At 58.8% G+C, this 22,010-nt stretch carries 20 protein-coding genes; 6 read left to right on the forward strand and 14 right to left on the reverse strand.

Annotated elements, in window-relative coordinates:
- The first annotated feature begins 22 nt into the window (after nt 1-22).
- Together LOY38_RS02805 and LOY38_RS02810 are read left to right on the forward strand one after the other, a co-directional pair.
- Nucleotides 23-1,819: an acyl-CoA dehydrogenase C-terminal domain-containing protein gene (locus LOY38_RS02805; RefSeq protein ID WP_258698763.1), complete on the forward strand. Its 1,797-nt coding sequence runs from the start codon at nt 23-25 to the stop codon at nt 1,817-1,819.
- 268 nt (nt 1,820-2,087) lie between these two features.
- Nucleotides 2,088-3,866: an acyl-CoA dehydrogenase C-terminal domain-containing protein gene (locus LOY38_RS02810; protein WP_258698764.1), complete on the forward strand. Its 1,779-nt coding sequence runs from the start codon at nt 2,088-2,090 to the stop codon at nt 3,864-3,866.
- Nucleotides 3,867-4,091: 225 nt separating this feature from the next.
- Here LOY38_RS02810 and LOY38_RS02815 read toward each other — a convergent pair whose 3' ends face one another.
- Nucleotides 4,092-5,012 carry a LysR family transcriptional regulator gene (locus LOY38_RS02815; protein ID WP_258698765.1) on the reverse strand — a complete coding sequence of 307 codons (921 nt, stop codon included), beginning with the start codon at nt 5,010-5,012 and terminating at the stop codon, nt 4,092-4,094.
- 169 nt (nt 5,013-5,181) lie between these two features.
- On the opposite strand from LOY38_RS02815, the gene LOY38_RS02820 reads away from it, so the two are divergent.
- Together LOY38_RS02820 and LOY38_RS02825 are read left to right on the forward strand one after the other, a co-directional pair.
- The gene (locus LOY38_RS02820; protein ID WP_258698766.1) at nt 5,182-6,465 is read left to right on the forward strand and encodes an aspartate aminotransferase family protein; all 1,284 of its coding nucleotides are present in this window, start codon (nt 5,182-5,184) and stop codon (nt 6,463-6,465) included.
- Nucleotides 6,466-6,520: 55 nt separating this feature from the next.
- Nucleotides 6,521-6,643 carry a hypothetical protein gene (locus tag LOY38_RS02825; RefSeq protein WP_258698767.1) on the forward strand — a complete coding sequence of 41 codons (123 nt, stop codon included), beginning with the start codon at nt 6,521-6,523 and terminating at the stop codon, nt 6,641-6,643.
- A 123-nt stretch (nt 6,644-6,766) separates the two neighbouring features.
- Here the strand turns inward: LOY38_RS02825 and LOY38_RS02830 are convergent, their stop codons facing one another.
- The 10 genes from LOY38_RS02830 to LOY38_RS02875 form a co-directional block, all read right to left on the reverse strand.
- On the reverse strand, nt 6,767-8,599 hold the full coding sequence (locus LOY38_RS02830; protein ID WP_258698768.1) for a S9 family peptidase: 1,833 nt from the start codon (nt 8,597-8,599) through the stop codon (nt 6,767-6,769).
- Complete coding sequence (pqqE, locus tag LOY38_RS02835) at nt 8,565-9,707, reverse strand: pyrroloquinoline quinone biosynthesis protein PqqE (RefSeq protein WP_223487585.1); 1,143 nt, start codon at nt 9,705-9,707, stop codon at nt 8,565-8,567. Before pqqE ends, LOY38_RS02830 begins: the two co-directional genes overlap by 35 nt.
- A 4-nt stretch (nt 9,708-9,711) precedes the next feature.
- The gene (gene pqqD, locus LOY38_RS02840) at nt 9,712-9,987 is read right to left on the reverse strand and encodes a pyrroloquinoline quinone biosynthesis peptide chaperone PqqD (protein ID WP_052967135.1); all 276 of its coding nucleotides are present in this window, start codon (nt 9,985-9,987) and stop codon (nt 9,712-9,714) included.
- Nucleotides 9,984-10,736, reverse strand: a complete 753-nt coding sequence (pqqC, locus tag LOY38_RS02845; RefSeq protein WP_258698769.1) for a pyrroloquinoline-quinone synthase PqqC — start codon at nt 10,734-10,736, stop codon at nt 9,984-9,986. The genes pqqD and pqqC overlap by 4 nt, the downstream gene beginning before the upstream one ends.
- Before the next feature lie 131 nt (nt 10,737-10,867).
- Nucleotides 10,868-11,779: a pyrroloquinoline quinone biosynthesis protein PqqB gene (gene pqqB, locus LOY38_RS02850; protein ID WP_258698770.1), complete on the reverse strand. Its 912-nt coding sequence runs from the start codon at nt 11,777-11,779 to the stop codon at nt 10,868-10,870.
- A gap of 84 nt (nt 11,780-11,863) precedes the next feature.
- Nucleotides 11,864-11,938 (reverse strand): pyrroloquinoline quinone precursor peptide PqqA, encoded by a 75-nt coding sequence (pqqA, locus tag LOY38_RS02855; protein WP_009045898.1) that lies wholly within the window; start codon nt 11,936-11,938, stop codon nt 11,864-11,866.
- A 156-nt stretch (nt 11,939-12,094) separates the two neighbouring features.
- Complete coding sequence (gene pqqF / locus LOY38_RS02860; protein ID WP_258698771.1) at nt 12,095-14,533, reverse strand: pyrroloquinoline quinone biosynthesis protein PqqF; 2,439 nt, start codon at nt 14,531-14,533, stop codon at nt 12,095-12,097.
- A gap of 38 nt (nt 14,534-14,571) precedes the next feature.
- Nucleotides 14,572-15,366 (reverse strand): carbon-nitrogen hydrolase family protein, encoded by a 795-nt coding sequence (locus LOY38_RS02865; protein ID WP_258698772.1) that lies wholly within the window; start codon nt 15,364-15,366, stop codon nt 14,572-14,574.
- Nucleotides 15,367-15,378: 12 nt separating this feature from the next.
- On the reverse strand, nt 15,379-17,061 hold the full coding sequence (locus tag LOY38_RS02870; RefSeq protein WP_258698773.1) for an NAD(P)/FAD-dependent oxidoreductase: 1,683 nt from the start codon (nt 17,059-17,061) through the stop codon (nt 15,379-15,381).
- 221 nt (nt 17,062-17,282) lie between these two features.
- On the reverse strand, nt 17,283-17,744 hold the full coding sequence (locus tag LOY38_RS02875; RefSeq protein WP_258698774.1) for an Lrp/AsnC family transcriptional regulator: 462 nt from the start codon (nt 17,742-17,744) through the stop codon (nt 17,283-17,285).
- A gap of 126 nt (nt 17,745-17,870) precedes the next feature.
- Here LOY38_RS02875 and LOY38_RS02880 point away from each other — a divergent pair, with 126 nt between their 5' ends.
- A complete protein-coding gene (locus LOY38_RS02880; RefSeq protein ID WP_258698775.1) occupies nt 17,871-18,515 on the forward strand; it encodes a peptidase M41 in 645 nt (214 codons plus the stop codon).
- A 98-nt stretch (nt 18,516-18,613) separates the two neighbouring features.
- Here LOY38_RS02880 and LOY38_RS02885 read toward each other — a convergent pair whose 3' ends face one another.
- The 3 genes from LOY38_RS02885 to LOY38_RS02895 all read right to left on the reverse strand — a co-directional run bounded on the left by LOY38_RS02885 (nt 18,614) and on the right by LOY38_RS02895 (nt 20,742).
- Entirely contained in the window at nt 18,614-19,423 is an 810-nt protein-coding gene (locus LOY38_RS02885) for a DUF3037 domain-containing protein (protein WP_258698776.1), read from the reverse strand.
- Entirely contained in the window at nt 19,420-20,163 is a 744-nt protein-coding gene (locus LOY38_RS02890) for a HipA family kinase (protein WP_258698777.1), read from the reverse strand. The genes LOY38_RS02885 and LOY38_RS02890 overlap by 4 nt, the downstream gene beginning before the upstream one ends.
- A 282-nt stretch (nt 20,164-20,445) precedes the next feature.
- Nucleotides 20,446-20,742, reverse strand: a complete 297-nt coding sequence (locus LOY38_RS02895) for a DUF3077 domain-containing protein (protein ID WP_258698778.1) — start codon at nt 20,740-20,742, stop codon at nt 20,446-20,448.
- 951 nt (nt 20,743-21,693) lie between these two features.
- Between LOY38_RS02895 and LOY38_RS02900 the strand changes: the two genes are divergently transcribed.
- Nucleotides 21,694-21,906 (forward strand): hypothetical protein, encoded by a 213-nt coding sequence (locus LOY38_RS02900; RefSeq protein WP_258698779.1) that lies wholly within the window; start codon nt 21,694-21,696, stop codon nt 21,904-21,906.
- The last annotated feature ends 104 nt before the right edge of the window (nt 21,907-22,010 follow it).

Consider the following 22,010-nt stretch of genomic DNA (forward strand, 5'->3'; position numbering starts at 1 on the left):
ATCTGCTGCCGGAGAAATGACCATGCCCGAGTACAAAGCTCCCCTGCGCGACATGCGCTTTCTGATCGACCATGTCTTCGATTTTCACAGCGACTACGCCGCGCTGGGGGCCACCGATGCCAGCCCGGACATGGTCAATGCGATCCTCGAAGAAGGCGCGAAATTCTGTGAGAACGTTCTCGCACCGCTGAACCGCAGTGGCGACGAAGAAGGCTGCCATTTCGACAACGGCGTGGTTACAACGCCTACAGGCTTCAAGCAAGCATTCGCGCAGTATGTGGAAGGTGGCTGGCATGGTCTGGCGGCGGATCCGGCTTACGGTGGTCAGGGATTGCCTAGTTCTCTGGGGCTGGTCATCAGTGAGATGGTTGGCTCCAGCAACACCTCCTGGGGCATGTACCCCGGCCTGACTCACGGCGCGATGTCAGCCATCCATGCCCATGGCACCGAAGAACAGAAACAGACCTACCTGAGCAAGCTCACCGCTGGCCAATGGACCGGCACCATGTGCCTGACCGAAGCCCATTGCGGCACCGACCTGGGCATCATCAAGACCCGCGCCGTGCCTCAGGCCGACGGCAGTTACGCGATCTCCGGCAGCAAGATCTTCATCTCCGCCGGCGAACACGACATGAGTGACAACATCATTCATCTGGTGCTGGCCAAACTGCCGGACGCGCCGGCAGGGACCAAGGGTATTTCGCTGTTTATCGTTCCTAAATTCCTACCCAATGCCGAAGGTGAAGCGGGCGAGCGCAATGGTGTTTCCTGCGGCTCGATCGAGCACAAAATGGGCATCAAGGCCTCGGCCACCTGCGTGCTGAATTTCGACGACGCCAAGGGTTTCTTGATCGGTGAACCGAACAAGGGCCTGAACTGTATGTTCACCATGATGAACCACGCGCGGCTTGGCACCGGGATGCAAGGTTTGTGTCTGGGGGAGGCGAGCTTCCAGGGCGCGATCAGGTACGCCAACGACCGTCTGCAAATGCGCTCACTCACCGGACCGAAAGCACCGGAAAAACCCGCTGACCCGATCATCGTTCATCCCGATGTGCGCAGGATGTTGCTGATCATGAAGGCCTTCAACGAAGGCAACCGGGCGCTGACTTATTTCACCGCACAGTTGCTGGACGCTGCGCATCTGAGCCGGGATGAAACGGCGCGCCAGGACGCCGAGGATTTGCTGGCATTCCTGACGCCGATCTGCAAAGCCTTCATCACCGACACCGGATTGGAGGTGACCAACCTCGGCATGCAGGTGTTTGGCGGCCACGGTTTCATTCGTGAGTGGGGCATGGAGCAGTTGGTTCGTGACTGTCGGATCGCGCCGATCTACGAAGGCACCAACGGCATTCAGGCGCTGGATCTGCTTGGGCGCAAAGTCCTTGGCAGTCAGGGAAAACTGCTGCGCGGGTTCACCAAAATCGTCCACAAGCTCTGTGTGGCCAATGCTGAGCATCCGCAACTCGGCAGCTATGTGGCGCAACTCAACGGTCTGAATCAGCAGTGGGGCGAGTTGACCACCAAGGTCGGCATGGCGGCGATGAAAAATCCGGATGAAGTCGGCGCCGCGTCGGTGGATTACTTGATGTACAGCGGCTACATCATCCTCGGCTACCTGTGGCTACGCATGGCATTGGTGGCTCAGGCGCAGTTGGAGGCGGGCAGCGGTGATGCCGATTACTGCCGGGGCAAGTTGGCGACCAGCGAGTTTTACTTCAAGCGTTTGCTGCCGCGTACTTGCGCTCATCGGGCGGCCATCGAGGCGGGCAGTGATTGCCTGATGACGCTGCCGGCGGAGTTGTTTGCGCTCTGACGAATATTTGAAAAGCTTCGCGGGCAAGCCTCGCTCCTACAGTTTGTTGTCGTTCATGTGAAATGCGTGCGACATGACCTGTAGGAGCGAGGCTTGCCCGCGAATGCGTTCTGGAAGGCGAGAACAGTCTCAGCTGAAATGCCTATGACTAAAAATAACAAAACAGTCATGAGTTGACCCTATGTGTCGTAAAAGTTGTTGAGGTACACTCGGACACAACGAAATCACTATTCTACGAACCACCTGTTTAGATCCTGCGAGGTTTGCCATGGCTGACTACAAAGCGCCCCTGCGCGATATGCGCTTCGTCCTCAATGAAGTTTTCGAGGTCGCCAAACTCTGGGCCGAATTGCCTGCGCTGGCCGAGACTGTCGATGCTGAAACTGTCGAAGCCATTCTGGAAGAAGCCGGCAAGGTCACCAGCAAAAGCATCGCGCCCCTGAGCCGTGCAGCTGACGAAGAAGGTTGTCACTGGGCCGACGGTGCCGTCACCACCCCGGCCGGTTTCCCGCAGGCGTATCAGACCTACGCTGAAGGCGGTTGGGTCGGTGTCGGTGGCGATCCGACCTACGGCGGCATGGGCATGCCCAAGGCTGTTTCGGCGCAGGTCGAAGAAATGGTCAACTCCGCGAGCCTGTCGTTCGGTCTGTACCCAATGTTGACTGCCGGCGCTTGCCTGTCGATCAACGCCCACGCCAGCGAAGAGCTGAAAGCGGCGTACCTGCCAAACATGTACGCCGGTGTCTGGGCCGGTTCCATGTGCCTGACCGAGCCGCACGCCGGTACAGACCTTGGGATTATCCGCACCAGGGCCGAGCCCCAGGCCGACGGCTCCTACAAAGTCAGCGGCACCAAAATCTTCATCACCGGCGGCGAGCACGACCTGACCGAGAACATCATCCACCTGGTACTGGCCAAACTGCCGGATGCGCCAGCGGGACCGAAGGGTATTTCGCTGTTCCTGGTGCCGAAGTTCCTGGTCAATGCCGATGGTAGCCTCGGTGCGCGCAACCCGGCGACCTGTGGTTCGATCGAACACAAGATGGGCATCCAGGCGTCCGCGACCTGCGTGATGAACTTCGACGAAGCCTTGGGTTACCTGGTCGGCGAGCCGAATAAAGGTTTGGCGGCGATGTTCACCATGATGAACTACGAGCGTCTGGGTGTCGGCATCCAGGGCCTGGCCACTGGCGAGCGCTCCTACCAGAACGCGATCGAATACGCTCGTGACCGTCTGCAGAGCCGTTCGCCGACCGGCGCGCAGAACAAGGACAAAGTGGCTGACCCGATCATCGTCCACCCGGACGTGCGTCGCATGCTGCTGACCATGAAAGCCTCGAACGAAGGCGGTCGTGCCTTCTCCACTTATGTGGCAATGCAACTGGACACCGCCAAGTTCAGCGAAGACGGCACTACCCGCAAGCGCGCAGAAGATCTGGTCGCACTGCTGACCCCTGTGGCCAAGGCATTCCTGACCGACCTGGGGCTGGAAACCACTGTTCACGGCCAGCAGATTTTTGGCGGCCACGGCTACATCCGTGAGTGGGGCCAGGAACAACTGGTTCGAGACGTGCGCATTACCCAGATCTACGAAGGCACCAACGGCATTCAGGCGCTGGACCTTGTAGGACGCAAGATCGTTGGCAGCGGCGGGGCGTTCTACAAACTGTTCGCTGACGAGATTCGTCATTTCACCGCGACGGCCAGTGCTGACCTGGCGGAGTTCACCAAGCCGCTGAATGACGCGGTGGACACTCTCGACGAACTGACTGCGTGGTTGCTGGACCGTGCAAAAAACAACCCGAACGAAATCGGCGCTGCTTCGGTCGAGTATCTACAAGCATTCGGTTACACGGCTTACGCCTACATGTGGGCTCTGATGGCCAAGGCAGCTTTCGGTAAAGAAGCGCAGGACGATTTCTACGCGAGCAAACTCGGTACGGCACGGTTCTATTTCGCACGTTTGCTGCCGCGTATTCACTCGTTGAGCGCGTCGGTGAAGGCGGGTAGCGAGTCGCTGTTCCTGCTGGATGCAGGACAATTCTGACCCTGTAGTGTTATGTAAGCATTCTCTTACATGACGTGCTGCTGTTTTCCCATAGGCGCAGATTGGATCCAGAGCTAATCTACTTCACATGGACGTCGCGCAGGAAGCGCAAAGCAATAACACGGACACGTAGGATTCTGCCAGGACGGCGGAGTGAAATGGATGTCAGGGAAACAGTCTGCAAAGCCCCGCTTCGGCGGGGTTTTCTTTTGCCTGCAAAAAAGTTCAGCTCAACCCATCCAGGGCTGTCGGGCTGCGCAAGTGCTCATCCATCACCTCTTCCAGCAATGTCCGCAACAATGTCAGCGAAGCCTGTTGCCGCTGCACATCACGACACACCAACCCGACTTTCAGTGGCACCCGCGGTTCGCTCAGTGGTTTCCACAACAGTGCCTGGTCGCCATGGGTGTTTTTCGAGCGTCCGGGCAGCACGGTCGCCAGTCGCGTGTGCGGCAGGCTGTCGAGAATCCCCGCCATGTTGTTCAGTTCAGCCTGTACCTGCGGGCGACGTCCCAGATTGGCTAATTGGGCCTGCCAGATCTGCCGCACCTGGAACTCTTCACCCAGTAGCAACATGGGTAACTCGGCGGCCTGGCTCATGGAGACTTTCTTGAATTCCCGCAACGGGTGGTCCGCCGGGATGACGAGCGTCAGTTCATCTTCGTACAACTGCACGCCGTGCAAACCCGGCTGACGGGGCGGCAGGTAGCTGATGCCGATGTCCAGAGAGCCATTGAGTAGCCGCCGCTCGATTTCCAGGCCCGTCAATTCATAGATCTGCACCACCAAATGCGGCTGCGCCTTGCGCACGCGTTCGAGCATCTGCGGCACCAGGCTGGAATGGACGGTCTGCAGCACGCCGATGGCCAAGGTTCGCAGCGCCTTGCCTTTAAAGTTGCCCAAGGCTTCGCGCGCGCGTTGCAGGCCATCGAGCAAGGGCAGGGCATGGTTGTAAAGCGTGTGGGCCGCCAGGGTGGGCAGCAGACGTTTGCTGCTGCGTTCGAACAGGCTCACATCGAGGTTTTGTTCGAGTTGACGGATCTGCTGGGACAACGCCGGTTGGGAGATTGAAAGCCGCTCGGCGGCCCGACCGACGTGGCCTTCTTCGTAGACCGCGACGAAATAACGCAGTTGCTTGAAATCCATAACTAATACTTATCGAAAATGCTGAGAAATCGAAATGGCCCAGTGCCTTGCCTGCGCCTAGTCTAACCGCATTCACAGGGCTTACAGGGCCAGAAAGCACGATGAATACCGGTTACGACGATGGTGTTTACATAGGCAAGGCAAAAAACCTCGGACGAGGTTTTATCCGATGAATCTGTTCAACCTGCGACGCAAGGCTCCGAGCCTTGACGACCTGGCGATGGGCGCCTCCCTGCCGCCCGGAAGCGACAACTTTTCCAGCGAGTGCCTGATGCCCAGCGTCGAACGGCCGGAACAGATTTTCGTGCGGGGCCAAGGGTCCTGGTTGTGGGACAGCGATGATCGTGCTTATCTCGATTTCTCACAGGGTAGCGGCGCCAATAGCCTCGGACACAGCCCTTCAGTACTGGTCAAAGTGCTTTCGGAACAGGCTCAGTCGCTGATCAACCCAGGTTTCGGTTTGCACAACCGTGGCATGCACAACCTCGCCGAGCGGCTCTGCACCAGTACCGGCAGTGACCAGGCGTACCTGCTCAACAGTGGCAGCGAGGCCTGTGAAGCGGCTATCAAACTGGCGCGCAAATGGGGCCAGCGACATCGTGGCGGTGCTTCACGGATTATCGTCGCCAGTAAAGGTTGTCATGGCCGTAGTCTCGGGACGATTTCGGCGTCGGACAGTTCGAATCTGGTCAACCGATTCGAGCCGCAGCTGCCGGGCTTCAGTCATGTCCCGTTCAATGACCTGCCAGCCTTGCATGCAGCCGTGGACGCCCAGACTGTTGCGATCATGCTCGAACCGATCCAGAGCGAGGCCGGGGTGATTCCGGCCACCGAGCACTACCTCAAAGAGGTCGAGCGCCTGTGTCGTGAGCTTGGCATCTTGCTGATACTCGACGAAGTGCAAACCGGCGTCGGCCGCTGCGGCACCTTGCTCGCCGAACAGTCCTACGGCGTGCGGGCAGATATCGTCGTGCTCGGCAAAGGGCTCGGCGGTGGCGTGCCATTGGCGGCGTTGCTGGCGCGAGGCAAGGCCTGTTGTTTCGAAACCGGCGAAATGACCGGTACTCATCACGGCAACGTGTTGATGAGTGCGGCCGGTCTTGTCGTGCTCGACAACGTGCAGGACAAGGGTTTCCTCGATCATGTGCGGGAATCTGGTCAGCATCTGCGCGAAGGCTTGAGTCGTCTGGCTCATCGCTACGGTCACGGCGAATTGCGCGGCCAAGGGCTGCTCTGGGGTCTTGGTCTGTCCGACGACTCGGCTGACGCCGTAGTCAAAGCTGCGTTGTACGAAGGCTTGCTGCTCAACGCCCCGCAACCCGATTGCCTGCGCTTTACCCCGGCCCTCACTGTCAGCAAGGCCACTATCGACGAAATGCTCCTGCGCCTGGCCCGCGCCTTCTCCCGCGTACGCACCGCGCAACTGCAGTGCCGCAAAGGGATTGCAGTCTGATCAGACCCGCCTTACACGAGTTCCCGAACCGTCTCGCGGTATAACGCAGCGCCCTATGTCTGAATCTTTTGGCGTGGGGCGTTTTTTTGTCTTTATCAAGGTGCTTGGAGAGGGGCGTGATCCGACTCCACATATTCCGGGGATCGTGCATGCGGTGTATGTCATCGCCAAGCGCTGAGTTTTTCAGCATCAGGTAGATCGCCATCGCGAGCAGGCTCGCTCCCACATTGGAATGCGTTTCCCTTGTGGGAGCGAGCCTGCTCGCGAATGGGGCGCCACATTTTTGTGCCGAGCGCAGACTTCAGTCCACCAACGCCATTACCCGCCGATAAAACAACCATTCCTGCTCCAGCGCGTGGGCCTGATTGCCAGCCTTGCGAAAGCCATGGCGTTCGTCGGCGTAGTAATGGGCTTCGACCAGAATGCCGTTGTCCTGTAGCGCCTTGACCATGTCGCGGGTCTGTTGCGGCACCACCACGGCGTCCAGTTCACCCTGAAAGAAGATCATCGGAACGCTGATGTTGTTCGCGTGCAGCAACGGCGTGCGTGCGGCGTAGCGTTCAGCGTCCTGTACCGGGTCGCCGATCAACCAGTCCAGATAATCGCCTTCGAACTTGTGGGTGACACGGCCCAGCGCGACAGGATCGCTGACGCCATACAGGCTGGCGCCTGCGCGAAAAACTTTGTGAAAGGCCAGGGCGCATAACGTGGTGTACCCACCGGCGCTGCCGCCACGGATAAACGCCTTGTTGCCGTCGATCAGTCCGCGTTCGGCCAGGTAGCCGACCACCGCGCAGGCATCTTGCACATCCACCTCGCCCCAGCTCAAATGCAGCGCCTGGCGATAAGCGCGGCCGTAGCCGCTGCTGCCTCGGTAATTGAGGTCGGCCACGGCGAAGCCACGTTGTGCCCAATACTGGATTCGCGGGTCGAACATCGGGTAGCAGGCCGACGTCGGGCCGCCGTGGATGAACACCACCAAGGGCGGTTGCGTGTCGCCGGTCATCGCCGGGTAGAAGTACCCATGGGCCTCGCCCGAATCACTCGGATAGCGCAGGGTTTGCGGGCGGCTGATCTGTTCGGCGGGCAGCGGTGCAACGCCACCGGCGAGTGTCTTCACCTGCCGGGTTTTGCGGTCAATGGCAATCACCGCCGCCGAACTGAGCGGCGAAGCGGCGATGCAGTAGATGAACTGCTCATCCTGTGCGAGATGGCGGAAACGACTGTAGTCGCCCGTGAAATCGTCACAGGAACCCTCGCCGTGACGAAGCCCCAGTCGACCAAAACCGCCTTCGCTCCAACTCGCCAGATAAGTGTTGTCGCTCAACGGCAACCAAGTGCAACCACCCAGTTGCCAAGGTGCCGGTCCATGGTCGGCAGCAGCACTCGGGAGTGGGCTCAGACCGTTGGCCGATTCCACCCACGGCTGCCAGAAACCGCCGCGATCGGTCAGGCAAAACAGACGGCCGCTGTCATCGAATCTCGGTTGTTGCAGTGACTCCTGAGCATCGTCGCCGGCCACACAGCGTGGTTGCGCAAAGGTGTGATCGCTCTGGCGTTCGGCAACCATCAGGCGAGTCGCGGTCCAGGGCTGATGCGGGCGGTTCCACTCGATCCAGGCCAGCCGCCGACCGTCAGGACTCAGGGTCGGTGCCGCGTAGAAATCGGCACCCTCGGCCAGCAGATGGCGTCTGCCGTCAGCCAGATCGATAGCCACCAGGCGATGTCGATCGCGGTTCTCTTCAACCGCCAGCACCTGCCCGTTGGCGAATTGCAGATCGCCGTAACGGCATTCACTTGAAGTCAGCACCTCAGGCGTCTCATCTGTCAGCGATTGCCGATACAGCTGCTGATCGGCCTCGTTGACGAAAACCAGCCCGTCATCGGTCAGGCAAAATGCACCGCCGCCATATTCGTACACCCGGCTGCGCACACTGAAGGTGGGCGGTGTCAGGCAATGAGCCTGGCCGTCGCGCCACTGCCAGATTCGGCAGGCGGCATCCTCGGGGCGGTATTCGTTCCAGAACAGGCCATGCTTGCCGATTTGCAACTCGGCGAAGTCGATGCCGGCCGCGACAGCCCTGGCGGCGCTTAAGGGTTCAGCTTTTGGCGATGAGGCGTGAGTTTCGTTCATTGCGAAAGGCCAGTTGTTCGATGGTCTGGGTCGCGTGCTCGGCTTCTTCGCGGGCCTTGAGAATCACGCCGTGATGTTCCGACTTGCTGCACACCGGGTCGGCATTGCTCGCGTCACCCGTGAGCATGAATGCCTGGCAACGACAGCCGCCGAAGTCTTTTTCCTTCTCGTCGCAGGAACGGCACGGCTCGGGCATCCAGTCGTAACCGCGAAAGCGGTTGAAGCCGAACGAGTCGTACCAGATGTGCTGCATGCTGTGGTCGCGCACGTTGGGAAACTGCACCGGCAGTTGTCGGGCGCCGTGACAGGGTAGGGCGGTTCCGTCCGGTGTGACCGTCAGAAAAATACTGCCCCAGCCGTTCATGCAGGCTTTCGGGCGTTCTTCGTAATAGTCCGGCGTGACGAAAATCAGCTTGCAGGGATGCCCTTCGGCTTCAAGTTTTGCGCGGTATTCATTGGTGATGCGTTCAGCGCGAACCAGTTGTTCCTTGGTCGGCAACAGGCCGACCCGATTGAGCTGCGCCCAACCATAGAACTGGCACGTCGCGAGTTCGACGAAGTCCGCTTCAAGGGCGATGCACAGCTCGATGATCCGGTCGATCTTGTCGATGTTGTGCCGATGGGTGACGAAGTTCAGCACCATCGGATAACCGTGCGCCTTCACCGCGCGGGCCATTTCGAGTTTTTGCGCGAAAGCCTTTTTTGAGCCGGCCAAGAGGTTGTTCACCTGCTCGTCGCTGGCCTGAAAACTGATCTGGATGTGGTCCAGTCCGGCCTTCTTGAAGTCGCTGATTTTCTGTTCGGTGAGGCCGATACCGGAGGTGATCAGGTTGGTGTAGAAACCCAGCTTGCGCGCCTCGGCAATCAGCTCGGCGAGGTCTTGGCGCACCAGCGGCTCACCGCCGGAAAAACCCAACTGCGCCGCGCCCATCTCCCGGGCTTCGCGAAAGACTTTGATCCACTGCTCGGTGGACAACTCTTTGCCCTGCTCGGCGAAATCCAGCGGATTGGAGCAGTACGGGCATTGCAGCGGACAGCGATAGGTCAGCTCGGCCAGCAACCACAGTGGCAGGCCGATTTCAGGCTTGGGCGGTAACTTGTCTGACACGGAATCAGGCAAGTTCGATCCAGTGCTGAGCACGGGCGACCTCCATGAATTGTTCGATGTCGTCACCGAGCTCAGGCACGTCGGGAAACTGCGCGCCCAGTTCGGCGATGATTGCCGCGACATCCCGCTGACCATCAATCAAGCCGCCGATCAGCGCGGCGCTGTCGTTGAGTTTGATCATGCCTTCCGGGTAGAGCAGCACATGGCCTTTTTGCGCCGGTTCGTACTGGAAGCGGTAGCCGGTGCGCCATGTCGGGGTTTTGCTGCGATCGAAACTCATAAGGTGATTCCTTTGTGCCAGACCCGCTGCCCGGTCACGCTGTGGTACGGCGGGCGGTTCAGTTCGTAGGCCATGCTCATGGCATCGAGCATGCTCCAAAGAATGTCCAGTTTGAACTGGAGAATTTCCAGCATGCGCTCCTGGCCTTCTCGCGTGGTGTAGTGCTGCAACGTGATCGCCAGACCGTGCTCCACATCCCGGCGCGCTTGCCCCAGACGCGTGCGGAAATATTCGTAACCGGCCGGGTCGATCCACGGGTAATGCTGCGGCCAGCTGTCGAGACGCGATTGGTGGATCTGCGGCGCGAACAACTCGGTCAGCGAACTGCTGGCGGCTTCCTGCCAACAGGCCCGGCGGGCGAAGTTGACGTAGGCGTCCACGGCGAACCGAACGCCAGGCAGTACCAGTTCCTGAGAACGCAGCTGATCCGGGTCGAGGCCGACCGCTTGCCCTAGACGCAACCAGGCTTCGATACCGCCGTCTTCGCCAGGGGCACCGTCATGGTCCAGCAGGCGCTGAATCCACTCGCGACGAATCTCGCGGTCCGGGCAGTTGGCCAGGATAGCGGCGTCCTTGAGCGGGATGTTCACCTGGTAATAGAAACGGTTGGCGACCCAACCCTGAATCTGCTCGCGGGTCGCCCGGCCTTCATACATCGCCACGTGATACGGGTGATAGATATGGTAGTAGGCACCCTTGGCGCGCAGGGCCGCTTCGAATTCGGTGGGGGACATTGCGGTGTCAGTCATTGCGGTTCTCCGGGGGAACAACCGGTGGATTCTTTGGTGTCTGGTCGGACGTCTTCGCGGGCAAGCCTCGCTCCTACAAGGGGTAGCGCTATCTCTGTAGGAGCGAGGCTTGCTCGCGAAGAGGCCATCCGCTACAAAACAATACTCATGCCGTCATACGCCACTTCAACCTCGCGCCGAACCAACTCCGCACGCTCCGGCGAATCCTCGTCGAGAATCGGGTTGGTGTTGTTGATGTGGATAAGCACTTTGCGCTGTTTGGGCAACTGTTCCAGCACTTCGAGCATGCCGCCGGGGCCGTTCTGCGCCAGGTGGCCCATTTCCCGGCCAGTGCGCGTGCCGACGCCACGGCGCTGCATCTCGTCGTCATCCCACATCGTGCCATCCACCAACAGGCAATCGCTGCTGGCCATGATCGTCATCAGCGATGCGTCGACCTTGCCCAGGCCCGGTGCATAGAACAGTTTGCCGCCGGTGCCCAGGTCTTCGACGATCAGACCGATGTTGTCGCCCGGGTGCGGGTCAAAGCGATGTGGCGAGTACGGCGGGGCGGCACTACGCAGGGGCAGCGGGGTGAAGCGCAGGTTGGGGCAGGCCGGGACGGTGAAGCTCTGATCGAGTTCGATACGGTTCCAGTTCAACCCGCCGTTCCAGTGGGTCAGCATGGTGAACAACGGGAAACCGGTGCTCAGGTCTTCGTGGACCATGTCGGTGCACCAGACCTGATGCGGGCAGCCTTCGCGCAGGCTGAGCAGGCCGGTGGTGTGGTCGATCTGGCTGTCCATCAGGATGATTGCGCTGATGCCGGTATCACGCAGCGCGCGGCCCGGCTGCATTGGCGCGAAACTCTGGAGCTGGGCGCGGATGTCCGGCGAAGCATTGCACAGTACCCAGTTCACACCGTCATCGGAAATCGCGATGGACGATTGAGTACGTGCCTCGGCCCGCAGGCTGCCGTCGCGAAAACCTGCGCAGTTCACGCAGTTGCAGTTCCACTGGGGGAAACCGCCGCCGGCGGCAGAACCTAGAATCTGGACAAACATGGCCGCTCCATCATTGAAAGCTGAAAATAAAAACGCCCCGGCGAGCCGAGGCGTAGCACTGCATTCTCTACCAGACGGCAGAGCTTAGCGGCTTGCGAAGTACATGGTGACTTCGAAGCCGATACGCAGGTCGGTGTAAGCAGGTTTGGACCAGGACATAGAAGCGCTCCTTCAGGTGGATGGGACAGTCGAGACCTATACATATAGTCCACCTCCAGTCGGAGATGTTCAGATAGTTAGGCGGCTATGTTACTCAAAATTACACAGCGATTGGCCACGAATCTTTGAGAAAGCTAATTGCAGCGCCGGTAATGATCATTTTGCCACTTGCCAAAGCGTAGACGGGCACGGTCCGCTGGCCAGACAGCGCCATCCACCGTCGGCCCGATTCAGTCGTTGTGCCGCAGCCAGCAAGGCTTCACGGTCGATCATCAGAATCGCCTGAGGCAGATGTTTCAGGTAATCCGACGAGTGGCCGGCCAGTTTGCCCTGCCAGAGCAGTTCGGCGGCTTGGGCGTTGGGCAGGGCGGTATCGTCGAATTGATCGGCCAGGGCTTGGCGCTGAGCGATGAAGGTCGCGTCATCGATGCTTTCGATCATCCCTTCCAGTTCGCTGAGGAACTGTTCGATGTGCTCCAGCAAGTCCAGAGGTGCGACGCTCGGTGATTGCACGCCAAACAGCATCCCTGTCTGACCGTTTAACTGGCGTAGTCCGCTGAATACGGCGTAACCGAGTTGCAGCTCCACCCGCAGGCGCTGGTAGAACGGCGTCTGGCATACGTGTGCAAGCACACGCCAGGCGGCCTCATCGGCAATGTCATGGGTTGCTGTCGGACAAAAGAGTAACAGCGCGTGTTCGCTGGAGCCGGTATCGACGGAGTTCCACAGATGCTGCGAGCGAATCGACGGAGGCGGCGTCAGTTGACTGTCCGCAGTGCCGGGAATACGACTCAAGGCAAGCCCCATCGCTGCTTGAGTCTGGGCAGACAGGCCTGTCGCCAGGCCATCCCAGCGTGCGCTTGACCAGAGTTGCTGTAAGTCATCTGAGATCGCGGCGTGCTCAAGGCATAGATCGGGCAGTGCCTTGAGCAATTGTCGAATCGGCATCAACGCAATGGACGCCGGCTCTTCCTGTGAGAAATCGGCATCAGGTTTTGTCAGTTCTTTCAGCGCATGTTCGAGGATTGTCGGCATCGGTTCCTGCAGCCCCGTCATTTTCAGCAGCCATTCATTGCCCGATGCACTGAAGGAAACGTCGACACCGGCCTGATGTGCATCTTCGCGCAGCATCTGCAGGCTGTTTTCCAGATTCGACTGAAGGCGGCTGTGAGGTGCGAACTCCAGGCGCCAGCGCAGATAAACCGCACCTTCATCCGTGTTATCCGGCAACGCCTGACTGAACTGCATCGGCGATCGTTCGCGGCGACTGCGTGAGCGATCCTGGGCAAAAGTCCGCAGGCCGCGATGGGCGCTGGTCTGGCCGCGAATCAATCCGGCATTCGAGGCTGGAGTCTCGGCGCGCAAAAACGGGTTGGGTGTCGGCAGCTGCCACTGACCGGTGAAGTTATCCACAGCGCAAATTTGTTTCAGGATTGCCTTGAGGGCGACGACACCCTGTTTGGATAACCCCAATTCAAGTTGCCCGCTGTCCCATTGGGCCAGTTGCAAGGCGCTGCTGACTTGCTGCTGGCGCTGTAGCAGAACTGCATACTCTTCGCGCAGCTCGGTCCAATCCTGGCGGGAGGCAAAAAAAACCAGCCAATCCAGAAGCCGTTCGCGGATCATGCTGGCCGGTTGCGTGGTGTTGGCGGGCCGTGTGAATTCGATGTGCAGCAGGGCTTGCCCGGCGTAGTGATAGAGCGGCGCGGCTTTCAGGGTGTCCGCCAGACCGGAGTCTCGTAGCTGTGCCAACAGGCCGCCGGGTTTTGCGGCGTTCAACCAATGGCACAGGAACGCCAGCGCTTCGGGCGATGAGTCGGGCAGCGCTTCGAAGGTGAACAGCAAATCCAGCCGACGCGCTCCAGCCTGTTGATAACTATTGTCCGAAAAGTCCATCAACAGGGCAGGCTCTGTCTGGGGGACTTTCTCCCCGGCGGTAATGGCAACGGCAAACATCTGCGCCATCCCCTTCAATTCATCCAGACTCTGCGGGCCGGCCAGGCTCAACGTCATCTGCCCGGTCTGATAAAACTGCTGATAGAAGTCCTTCAACGCTTGCTGAAACTCGGGCTGCGGAACCGGCAGGCTGTAACGGTTTCCAGCATGAAATGCCCGTAATGGGTGAGCCGCCGAGAGCCCGTCAAACAGCGCAAATTGCTGTTGGGCCGTGGCGTCTCGCGACCAGGCGACAAATTCGGCGTGCAGCACTTCTCGTTCTCGCCGTTGATCGTCCGGATTCATACGCGGATGAGCGAGCATGTCTGACAAACGCTCCAGCCCACCGCTAAACGCCTGAGGCGGTAGTTCGAAAAAGAAGTCCGTCGTACGTTCGCTGGTGCGCGCATTCACCTGCCCGCCATGACCTTGTACGTAGGCCATCAGCCCTTGCTCTGCGGGAAAGCGCTCTGTACCCAGGAACAGCAAGTGCTCAAGAAAGTGCGCCAGCCCCGGCCAGGCCAATGGCACGTCGTGACTGCCGGCAGCGACCCGCAACGCGGCGGCGCAGCGCTTCAATTCCGGAGCATGACGCAGCGTCACCCGCAGGCCATTGGCGAGGGTTTCAGTGTGGAGGCGAGGGTGATTCGGCGCAGGCATGAGCACTTCCAGAGCAGAGAAGCGCTCATGCTAGCGGATTAGGCCTTGTTCAGCTCGCCGTATAGCTCGGGACGGCGGTCGAGGAAGTAACGATTGGCGGCGCGGGAATCGATCATCAGCTGACGATCCAGTGCACCGACAATCAGCGCTTCATCAAGTCCGGCCTGGGCGATGTGGCTGCCATCCGGCGCGGCGATGCTGCTCTGGCCGCAATACTGGATATCGCCTTCGTGCCCGCAGTAGTTGGCGTAAGCCACATAACACTGGTTTTCGAAGGCGCGTGCGCGGACGGTGACGTCGGCGATGAAGTCGTAGGGAATCATGTTCGCCGTCGGCACCAGAATCAGCTCGGCGCCGGCCAACGCCAGGCGCCGGGCGTTTTCCGGGAACTCCAGGTCGTAGCAGATCAAAAAGCCAAGCTTCCAGCCGTTGAGTTCAACCAGCGGAAACTCATCCGGCCCGGGGCTGAACATCGAGTGATCAAGGTCGCCGAACAAGTGAGTCTTGCGGTAGTTACACAGCCGCTCGCCATTGGCGTCGATCAACTGCACGGCGTTGTAGATCTGCCCGTCTTCGGTACGCTCCGGGTAGCCATACAAAATGGCGATCCCCGTCGCCTTGGCAATGCGCGCGATGTGCTGCGCCGATTCACCGTTGTGCACCTCCGCCAGCACGCTGACTGCATCGGCGCCGATGTTGTAGCCGGTCAGGAACATCTCCGGCAGCACCAGCAAATCCGCGCCCTTGGCCTCCAGCGCCAGTTGATGCAGGCGTTGCAGATTGCCTGCGACGTCCAGGGGTAGCGGTGGGCATTGGTAAAGGGCTACGCGCATTTCGGATTCCTCTTACTCGGGCAGGGCGATCGGACCGATCTCGTTGAACACATCGCCTGGACCCGGGTTTTCGGCGTGAGTTTCACCGCCGAAGTGTTTCATGATGCCCCACACCGCGTTGAGCGATGTCTGCACCGCGCCTTCGACCCAGGCCGGTGTCCACGAAACGTCGTCGCCGGCGATGAAAATCCCGCGCTGCTCGGGCGGCATGTCGTCCTGCATGAAGTGCGCGTACATGCGCTGATTGTAGCGATAGTGGCCGGGCAGGGCGCCTTTGAAGGCCCCGAGGAAATGCGGGTCGGCTTCCCACGACACGGTGATCGGATCGCCGATGATCCGCGCGGCGATATCGACTTTCGGGTAGATCTTCTTCAACGCATCCAGCGCCAGCTTCACGCGCTTTTCCACTGGCTGCGGAAGCATTTTCAGCGCGTCGCTCATCCACGAGTACGACAGGCAAATCACTCCAGGCTTGTCGTCGCCGTTATCGAATAGGTAGGTGCCACGGGTCAGGCGGTCGGTGAGGGTCATGCTCATCAGGTCGCGGCCGGTTTCCGGGTCCTTGTCCTTCCAGAATGGGCGATCGACCATCACGAAAGTCTTCGACGACTGCATGTAGCGGGTGCGGTCCAGAGCCATCCACATCTTTTGCGAGAACAGGGTTTCGTCGCATTCGATCTGGGTGGTCAGCAACCAGCTCTGGCAAGTGGTCAGCACCGCTGCGTATTCACGGGTGTCGCCCCAGTTGTCGGTGACGGCAAAGCGGCCGTCTGCCGCGTGGGCAATTTTCTTCACGCCGGTACGCGGCGCGCCGTTGTGCAGCGAGCTGAGGCTGGTGCCTTCAGGCCAGTGCACGCAACGCTCCGGCACATGGCGCCAGATTCCCTGTGGCACTTGTTCCACGCCGCCGACTACCAGGTGTTGGTGATCGTCGCAGTTGGTCATCACCACGCGGAAGATTTCCAGCATCGAGTTGGGGAAGTCCGAATCCCAGCCGCCGGTGCCGAAACCGACCTGGCCGAATACTTCGCGGTGATGGAACGAGAGCTTGGCGAAGGCTTTGGAGGTGGCGACGAAGTCGTAGAAGGTGCGGTCGTCCCACAGCGGCACCAAGGTGTTCCACAACTCCTTGAGGCGCGGTACGTCGCGGTCGCGAATGGCTTGCTGGATCTCGCCGAAACGCGAACCGTCTTCCAGGGCATCGGCCCAGGCATCAGCGACTTCCTGGAACAGTGCAGGAAGATCCGCCAGTTTCTGTGCGTAATGGGTTTTGCCTTCCAGATCGATCACCGTGCTGCCAGACGCGGGGGTCAGCGGGTTCGGGAAAGGCTTGGTCTCGAGGCCGAGCTTGTCGACATAGTGATAAAACGCCGTGGATGACACTGGAAAACGCATACCGCCGAGTTCGGCGATGATGCCGTCGGCGCCGTTGAACGCCTGGGAGCGCAAACGACCGCCCATTTTCGAGGCTTCGTAGACGACGGGTTTCAGGCCCAGTTTCATCAGTTCATAGGCGGCCACCAGGCCTGCAATGCCAGCCCCGACAATCGCCACCTCGGCGCCGTGATGGTGCGCCGGAATGCTGCCCAGCCCGGCCGGGTGCTCGATCCAGTCGTCGAAGGCGAAAGGAAAGTCCGGGCCGAAAATAGTGACCGGTTTTTTACCGTCTGCAGGATGGCGATTGTTCTTGTTCATGGCTGACCTTGCTGGCGACCCGACGCAGGATGCGCGTCTGAGTATAGGAAAAGATGGCAGCCATTCTAGAGAGCGTAGAACACGTTAATAAGACGCAATGTGTCGTCGTTTTGCTAATTGTATGAGCAATATGACGATACATCGCTACACACTGCCCGGTGTGGGAGCGAGCCTGCTCGCGATGAGGCCCGATCAGACAATCAAGAGTTATCGGTTGAAACTCAAACCGGCTGCCCCCGATCAATCTTGCTACTCAAGATGATCGACGTCGTCGTCTTCTCCACCCCATCCACACTGCCAATCTGATCCAGCAACTGATCCAGCTGCTCTGGCGAATCGGTGCGCAACCACGCCACATAGTCAAACTCGCCACTCACCGCGCACAGCTGCTGCACCTGAGCCATGGCGCCAAGACGCCGCAGCACTTCCTTGCCAGACCTCGGTTGCACCGTAATCCCCACGTACGCCTGCAACCCGCCATCTATCACGCGCTGACCCAGGCGCACACCGTAACCGGTGATCACCCTGGCCTTTTCCAGCCGCGCCAGGCGCGAAGTGACGGTCGTGCGGGCAATCCCCAATTGCCGGGCGAGCATGGCCACGCTTTCACGGGCATTGATCTGCAAGGCCGCGATCAATTGGCGGTCGATTTCGTCGAGAACGGGCGGGCGAGTGTCAGGCAAAGGTCGTCTCCAGCGGCACAGAGCAAGGGCCAAGCATGTTACAGGCACTCCACCTCAATTGGATGGACACAAACAGTCACTCGTAGTCGAATGTGCAACCAGGGACTGTGAAGCGAGAGGATCGAAATGAAGAGCATGCCTGCTGCTCTGCGAGACTATGCACTGCAGATTGCGAATCACGAAATGGCGCACTACGTCGTAGCCCGAGCCCTGGGCTTTGAAACCGGTGATGTGACCCTGAAAGTCACCGTGGCCTTGACGCACCATGGTGGGAGCTCCATTACCTTGACGCGGTCAATTTCGTCGATCGAAGCCATGAAGGAACATTTGGAAGCCCGGATGATGGTCCTCTTCGCCGGAGCGATGGGGCAGACATTACCTCCAAAGCATTCGCCCGAGAAACACGTCGATGAGCCGAAAGCGGGAGCCATCCTGAAAGGAGAGTTTGGAGCGGAACAGGATTACGCAAAAATAAGAGAGTTGCGGTACCTGCTTCGAAATATCTCCTACCCCGATACGGATCCAGCGTCGTCCGAGAGCATCATTGCTGAGCTGACAGAAATTAATGATCGCTTGTGGTTACGCACTCAAAAAATCGTAGAGGCATTGGCCGATACGATTACTGGATTGGCAGGGCTTTTGGTAGAGCGCATGGTCATCGCGGAGCAGTGGGGTAGGCCGGCGGATACGTATGAGGTTGTGTTGACGGGGGAAATGCTTGAGCGGTCGCAGCCGGTGCAGGCCATTCCCGCGTTGAGTGTTTGGGCGTAAACACCCAGAACGCCATCGGATGCGTTTCGGGCAGGTCGCGGTGCAAGCACCTTCACCACATCATCAATCGCCGCTTTGCCTATCGCCGCCAGATGAGACTACTGAGCGTAGTTCTGCGCGAAAGCGGCAATTGCCTGCGTAGCCTGGAAGTCGACCAACTGCAGACCGCGCTCCTGGATGCTGGTCTTGGCAAGCTGCACCGCTTTACGGTGGCGGGGCGATTCATTCTCGGCGGGAGTGCTGACAGGGATTAGTACGTTTTTTAGTTGAATAATCCCTTCTTGTTCGGCGCGTACGAACTTCATCAGCCACTGATCGCAGTGGTCGAGTATCGCGCTTGGTTCGGCCTGATCAAAAGCCAATGGTTTGATAGCGGCCACTACCTCGTTTCGGTGAACCAAGGGCAGGTGCAGTTTGGTCAAGTCGCCGATCAGGGTGTCATCACGGAAATTGCGGATCGATGCTTCCGAGAACATGGTTCGAATTTCTCGAACCATGAGCTCTTCGCGACGATCACGCCCCATGCCTTGGCGTTCGATATAGCGGCTATATAGCGTTCCGAGGGCCGCGTCGAAGTTTTCCACCAATATTGAGCGCATGGGGCTAAAGCGAATCAGTGACTCCTTCGGCTCGGTCAGGAAACGAAAGTGGTTAACGATCTGCGACTCTTGGGCTTCTGTTGTCATGAGGCGAACGTTATCCAATTCATTCTGGGCAATTTCCATGGCCTTGGCGAATAGGTTGCTGCACTCGAAGAAATGATTGACCCGTTTCAGGTTTTTACGGGCGAGCCTGTACTCCATGCGCCCTATGGCTGGAGCCGAGAGAACGATGCCGACATTGGCAAATTCTTCGGTTTCGGCAAAAGGCGCGAAGCGCACGATGCTGTAAAGGCAGGTGTATTTCATTGCAGGACGCTCCAGAATTCGTCCGATTGGCAGAGCATCAGGTTACTTTTGATTTCTTCGAGCAGAATGTCGAGCCCCGGTTTGCCGATGGATTCACACCATTCATCGGGAATGTCCAAGCATAGGTCACGAAACCGCATAGCAGTGTCGTGCATCCGCTGGCCGTATTCAACTTTGTCGACCAGATCCAGCTGCCATGTCCGATTGCTTGGGCCAAACACATGGCTTTGTGCGAATTTTTGAGCATCCAGCGGCCATTTGAACGCTTGATTGTGATCGATCAGCTGCAGCTGATTGTCGAGGCCGCACATCAGTAGGTTGGGTCGGCCGCCGAATGGCCCTAACTGACGATCACCGTTACCTACCCAGTAATCAAAGATGAAGACGGCTTTTTGCAGGTCGCTTGGAACCTGCTGTACTTGCGAATACAACATATCTGCAGCGTCCGCGACATAGGCTAGGGCGTAGCTATCTCCAGGCCCAAGATCGTTTCGTGCTTCCAGGTTGTAGCGCAGTAGGGCTGGGTCAATATAGATATAGCCATGCTCGGGGATCGGTAAGCCGAATTGAGCTGCCAGCCGGGCGCAGAGCAGCTCGGCAATCCGCTCGGTGGGCGGTAATTCCAATCCCTTGGCCACATAGTGCTTGTCATTGCTGGCTCGGCACAGAAAGGGGCGCGTGATGCCTCCCTCCAGTCGCCGGATGATCTCAACCGCTTCGATGTAGTTACCCACGGCCATTACCGGTTCCCTTATAAATCAGCTTGCCAGACGATACTGGTCTACATTGTGCTGCACCACGCCCCGCAATGTTTTTTTAGGAGAATTGCGTAGGTAAGATCCGTACGTGAAATCGGTAACACATTCGGAATACTCTGCTGCATTTACAAGAAGCCCTGATGCGAAAACATCGGGGCTTTTTGTTGTCTCTCAAACGGATTTGCCCGCGTTAACATTTTTAGGATCTAGCGCACCCAGGGCTTTGTACCGCATGCACCGGTGTATTTCACAGCTTATCAACCGCTATTCCTCGGACTCCGTCGCCGTCCGGACAGGTCGCGGTGTCAGCCCCTTCACCACATCATCAATCACCGCTTTGCTCATCGCCGTCAGGTAGTGTGCGGCCCACGCGTGGCGGTCGGTGTCTTTTGCGTAGGCTGCGTCTTCGGCAAATGATTTGGCGAGGGATAGCAGGTCGGAAGCTTGAGTCAATGCGTCGACGATGGGGACGCCAGCACTGACGTGAAACAGTGGCTGATCCGAGTGGTATATGAGCGGCGTGAAGCCGATGGTTTTCAGTTCTGCGGTTGTTTTGCTCATTGTTGCGCTCCTTAACTCGAGGAGCTGCCGCATTCGTTACCACACGAATGGGTGGCAGCTGTACGCAGGGTGGTAAACCGGGAGTCAAGGAACCGGCAGACCCGAAGGTCTCCTACGCACAGCCGCCATAACACAGGATTGCAGGCGTAAAAAACGCCTGAAGTCGTGATGGGGGCGCTGTTGCGCTTAGCCTCGCCGGGTTACCACACCCAATCGCTACATTGGCAGCGACGTCCGGAGAGTATCCCGTCGAAGAAAAGCCCAACAAGGCGGCAAGGTGCCCAAATGCACCCATTACGCAATTCTCGGAGTTTGCCTACAACCTTGGCGGGCGTCATCCGATAACCCACCGTCCGCGCAAAATATAACCTGGACGGCAGACAGGAAAAATGACGCACGACCCGCCTCGGAGCCGCGCACAAGGCGCGACCCGAGCGATCCTGTTGCCGTTTGGACTCGGCGCTGCGCTGGCTCTGGTGGCTTTTGTTGTCGTCGCCTTAGTGGCTCGGTTGGTCTGATCTCTTTGCCCAAACGTCAATCTCAGAAAGCAAAAAGCCGCGTATTTACGCGGCTTTTTTGTTTGGTGGGCCCACACGGACTTGAACCGTGGACCAAAGGATTATGAGTTGCCGGGCGAGTTGCTATGCCTAGAGAAATCGTTCGTAGGTGAACGTTAGGTTGGCATAGCTGGAGGCCTTGTATTTCGTGGGTTTGAACGTAATTGGGGGGAGGTTATCCAAGCTACTCAGTGTACCGTGGATGTACTGATTCGTGCCTGGTGTGAGCTCATCTGGAAGATTTCACTCGGCATTGTCGCAAATCTTATGCCGCCCGAATTGAGTACTGTGAGCAATGGCCTGTTTGTAGGTCATATCGCAGGCGTCAGCGGCGGCACAGGCCCTCAGCACTCCGGATCGTCCATGATCATCAAGAATCAAGGCGGATAAGACCATGAACGAATATGGCCTTTACGCCGTGGCTTACGCGGTGTTCCTGCTATTGTTCTTCTCTCTGAAATCCTACCGCATCAGAAAATGGCTGGGCATCGCCCTGGTCGCTCTGGGGTTTGCGAGTATTTTTATGCTGGCGCCTTTCATCGCTGGCTTCGATCCGGGCATCGCATTCAACCAATGCTGTCGGCATCGGGGCTACGCTGTTTTTTAGTCGGGCGCGGTATGCGGCGTGAGCCACGCGCTCGCTGAGCGCCACGATAGGGGGCTTACCCTGCCTTATGTGCCAGAGGTCGCCCGCATACTGATTGCCATGGC

The organism is Pseudomonas sp. B21-015, assembly GCF_024749285.1.
GTDB lineage: Bacteria > Pseudomonadota > Gammaproteobacteria > Pseudomonadales > Pseudomonadaceae > Aquipseudomonas.